Genomic DNA, 4,639 nt, shown 5'->3' on the forward strand with positions numbered 1-4,639 from the left:
TAGCAATCATACAATCAGCAGCCAATCGAAAGGAGCTTGTCATGAATAAACAGAACGAAATCAAAGATGTGCAGCCGATCCGATCGCTGGAACGGATCGAGGATATGAAATTGAGCTTGAAGAAGTGGTGCAGCGAACGGGATTACATTCTGTTTCTTCTGGGCATCAATTCGGGCTTGCGTGTCGGGGATCTATTAGCCATCAAAACGAGCGAGATCCAGGGCAAAAAGGTGGTGTCGTTGCGTGAAGGAAAGACCGGAAAACGCCGGACGATTCACCTCGGCAACATTTACGACGAACTGGATGCTTATATTCGCACGTTAGAGGGCGCTGAGTGGCTGTTTCCCAGTCGAAAGGGAAATGGATCGATTACGCGCGTTCAAGCGTACAGACAGCTTCAGAAGGCCGCACAGATGGTCGATATCTCGGTAGGCATCGGCACGCATACCTTGCGCAAAACATTTGGCTATTGGCATTACAAGCAATTCAAAGACATTGCCGAGCTGCAGAATATCTTGAACCATGCCCATCCGCAGATCACGTTGCGCTACATCGGCATCACAGATGAGCAAATTGAGAGCAATTTAAAGTCGTTTCGCCTGTAAAACTCCCAGCATTTTTCTGCGGAGTTTTTTTGTTTGTCAAAAAACGGCTTCTAAGAGGGGTTAAATCAATTTTAAGGATGCACCCCTAGTTCTATTCATTTTCGGTCTTAAAATCGTTTTAAAGGGGGTTCTGTGCGTTCTATAGATGTATCAGGAGGGCGATTCACTTTGTCTTATGTAAAACCAATGATTTTATAGAAAAAGTCATGGCGATCTGAGAAGAGTTTTTGAAATGCCACACTTTCGGTCCCTATTATTTGCCCACCACCACCAGCTCGCGCGCGTACGCGTGTTGTTGGTGTTTTTAATTACTTTGTTTTAATTGTTTTAACTGTTTTAGGGAGGCTGAAACCCTTGGTATAACTGCATTGAAAGAGATGAACTATCACACTTTCGGTCCCAACTATCACACTTTCGGTCCCAACTATCACACTTTCGGTCTCTGAACTATCACACTTTCGGTCTCAACTATCACACTTTCGGTTCCAATTATCACAAATAGATATATTATGTGATAAGTATTGACTTTGAAGTTTTTAAAAAATATAATTTAATTATTATTGATCACAAATAAAATAAAATGTGAGTGTAGGTGAGATTGAATGGATAATAGTTATTTAGTGACTCAATCAAATGATTTAATTGAAGCTCGTCATAACAACCCTCTAACTGCAAGGGAACAAAAAATTGTGCTTACAATGGTGAGCATGATTGAACCTTCGGATAGTGATTTCAAACATTATCGAATATCAATACGGGAATTCACAGAAATGCTAGGTCTTGAAGGTAGTACGAAATATACCGAAATCAAGAAAATAGCTAAACAATTAATGTCAAAGACTATTGAAATTCCTTTGGGAGACGGTGATTGGCTATTGGCCAATTGGGTTTCCAGTGCTAAATATCTTAAAGGGGCAGGGGTCATCGATCTGTCTTTTTCTCCGGATTTAAAACCATATATGCTACAGCTAAAAAATCAATTTACGTCATATCGTTTGAGTAATGTTTTGTCTCTAAATAGTACCTATTCAATCCGTTTGTATGAGCTAATGAAAAAGTGGCAGCATTTGGGGCGTTGGGAATGTTCTATTGCAGAGTTGAAAGGGAAACTTGGTGTAGAAGAGGGGCAGTACAAGCAGTATGGGCATTTTAAATCTCGTGTTTTAAAAACTTCAGTAGACGAAGTGAATGATAAGACCGATCTCCATATAATTTATAAGGAAATTAAGAAGGGGCGTGGGGTCAATAAAATTGAATTCACTATTCGTCATGCTCCTGAAAGAGAAATTCAAGTACCCCGTTTGGAAAAGAAGTCTGAACTAGTTAAAGAACCTAGTGCAATAGATAATCTTCGGGAGAGAATGAACGAACTCGCAGAGGGCTATCAATTTGATACCGCCTTTTTTGCGCAGCTGCATCAAGGCGCATCCCTAATTTGGCAAGGCGATGCTGAACAGGAATTGGAATTCTTGATTCGCTACGTCAACGAAGAAAAGAGCGTGAAAAATCCACTCGGGTTCATCAAATCCAAAATTACTTCCGCGTGGGAGATCCATGAAGCTGGCGGACGGATTACGTTTGCGGATCTGCAGCCGGTGAAAGAACGCTGGGCCGGACGCGAAGAAAAACTTCCGGACTGGTTCACCTCCAAAGATGAACCGTCTGAACCATCGGAATCGAATCCGGAACTCGATAAAGAAAAAGAGAAGTTGCTGAAAAAGTTGGCCGAAAAAAAGAAACGCACAACGAAAGATGCCTCCACTTCTTAAACAGAAAAGCCAAAAGCCCGGTTCGATTTCCTCTCGTTGGAATATCAGAACGGGCTTTTTTTGGTTCATCTTTTATTCTTTTTTCTCCCTCTTTTGGATATCCGAAGGCGACCATTAAAACCCCGTCACCACCCCGATTTTGGGGTGGTGTATAACTGGGCACTGTCGGATTTTTTTACGCAGCAATCTTCTGAATCTGCCGTTCTTTTTTCTAGCCAATTGTTTTTCGAGATTCTCTTCAGCAGTCAAAAAGAAAAAGTTCAGTGAGAGTGCCCATTTATACGCACCGATTTTTTCTGCAAAAAAAATCACTGCCGTCCTCTGGGTTTCCTGCCGGGGCTAATGAACAGCAAAACAGTCGTAAAGGTGAAAAAAGAGAGAAAGAGCATAAGGGAAACGTGTCCCCATTTTCATTGTGGAACTAGGCAGAGCCTAGTGTTTAGTTGGGTACATTAAATTTCGGTTTTGGCACAGTTTTGTGCCAGAAAAAAAAGCCTTTGGCACACTTCTGTGCCACTATTTTTTCCGGGTTGGCACAAGTTTGTGCCAGCTTTCCTTACTTTGCTTTTATAAAATTCAGTACAGACGAAATTGAGAGTACGGGAAAAAGTAGAGAGTGCCCATCTATACACCCTGTAGAAATCAGGTGTATTGTGGGCAGCTTCCAGCTGTAAATAATGTGAGACATTGAACGTGCAGCGGCTAAATGAAAAGAATAAAAGTACCAACAAGATCCGAGAGCGAAAAGCGAGAGTGCCCAGTTATACACCACCCAAAAATCGGGGTGGTGAAAGGGATGCACTTGTCGCCTTCGGATATAAAAACTACATAGATAAAAATGAAAAGACAGCAATCATTCGTTCGTAAATTTAGCTTAAAACAGAAGAACGTTCACAAAGTGTATGACCACATTTGCGAACGTTCTTTTTCTGCTTTTCGATTACTTTTGAGGTGTTCGAAAACGTGTACTTTTACGAACGCTTTTATTTTTAAGACAAGAAAGAGACATAACTATATGTGAACTGAAAAATAAACCGACGTTAATACTTTACACCAAAAGCGTAAAAATTTTAGGACTAAAAAAGCCTGGCTATTATGAATATGCCAGACCTTTCTCTGTTTTAAAAAAGTTTAATTAATTTCTCTGAAGCTCAAAAAGGAAGTAACTACTAAAGCAATAATCGAAGCAATAAGGAAGGTAAGGCCAATAACACCTATTCCCATTCCAGACCATCTTCCGACTATGAAGCTTAGAGCGATGGTTATAATACTTAAAATAGCCACTATTAAGGGCACGGCATATTGAAATGAAGAGTTTTTCTTACTAAACATCCAAGAAATATAAATCAATATAATACTAGTGACAAGCGTAATGATAATCAAATCCATTTTATGTATCTCCTTAGAATAAAGATTTGGAATCATCATAACATATACGCGTACTCATGAAATCAAATTACAGAAATTCTAAAATTCTCCACTTACTAGTTTACATATCATCAGATTATCGGAAGTCTTGTAAAAGAAAATTGGAGAAGTTGCTGGCCCGCAGCGTCTTCTCCAATTTTCTTTTTTTTTATGAACCTTTTGCTAAAAAAGAAGATGCAGGATTGATTGGACTCTTATAACATGAAGAAAAGGAAACGGAGGCGAATAATAGATGTTGACTCCAAGCGAAGTAAGTACAAATTTAAAGATCCAACCCTCCACGTTACGGAAATATTCGGCTTTGTTGGAACAGGAAGGCATCCAGTTCAAACGAACGCATAAGAACGCCCGGCTTTATACGGATAGCGAATACATAGCGATTAAAGGCATCATAGCGACAGTTCATAGCGGTAAAAAATCACTTGAAGAGGCTGTTATAGAGGCATCAAGGAGTTTAAAAAAGAATAACTCCATAGCGCCACGTGAGCGCGATAGCGACGACATAGCAACTGCTATGCTGAATGAGGTCAAACAGCTGAAAATCCAGCTACAGCAACAAGAAGAGCGCCAAAAAGAACGGGATATCATGTTTGTGGAAGTATTGGAGAAAATGCAGCAGAAGATTGATCGGATGGAAGCACAACAGAAACAATTACTTGCACCAGTACCGGAAGAATTCGAGTTAGATGCGCCAGAATCGTCCTCACAGCAGCCAGAAAGCGAACCTGAAACGGTCACGCCGAAAAAAGACACCCGAGGTTTATGGGCCAGAATCTGGAACAAATAAAGGGTACTATTTCAGCGGAAACGAATGTAACTTATGTGCAGTTAAGTTAC

Annotated in this window: 4 protein-coding genes; 3 read left to right on the forward strand and 1 reads right to left on the reverse strand. The window is 40.5% G+C overall.

The genetic code is table 11. The features are described 5' to 3' along the window. The first annotated feature begins 41 nt into the window (after positions 1-41). Positions 42-605 carry a tyrosine-type recombinase/integrase gene (locus ACFSDB_RS09860; RefSeq protein ID WP_204893870.1) on the forward strand — a complete coding sequence of 188 codons (564 nt, stop codon included), beginning with the start codon at positions 42-44 and terminating at the stop codon, positions 603-605. Positions 606-1,207: 602 nt separating this feature from the next. Beyond that, complete coding sequence (locus ACFSDB_RS09865; protein ID WP_204893871.1) at positions 1,208-2,374, forward strand: replication initiation protein; 1,167 nt, start codon at positions 1,208-1,210, stop codon at positions 2,372-2,374. Positions 2,375-3,505: 1,131 nt separating this feature from the next. Here the strand turns inward: ACFSDB_RS09865 and ACFSDB_RS09870 are convergent. Continuing rightward, positions 3,506-3,763 (reverse strand): YesK family protein, encoded by a 258-nt coding sequence (locus ACFSDB_RS09870; protein WP_204893872.1) that lies wholly within the window; start codon positions 3,761-3,763, stop codon positions 3,506-3,508. Positions 3,764-4,034: 271 nt separating this feature from the next. Between ACFSDB_RS09870 and ACFSDB_RS09875 the strand changes: the two genes are divergently transcribed. Then, positions 4,035-4,589, forward strand: a complete 555-nt coding sequence (locus ACFSDB_RS09875) for a MerR family transcriptional regulator (RefSeq protein WP_204893873.1) — start codon at positions 4,035-4,037, stop codon at positions 4,587-4,589. Positions 4,590-4,639 lie beyond the last annotated feature (50 nt).

The organism is Planococcus chinensis (assembly GCF_042681545.1).
GTDB lineage: Bacteria > Bacillota > Bacilli > Bacillales_A > Planococcaceae > Planococcus > Planococcus chinensis.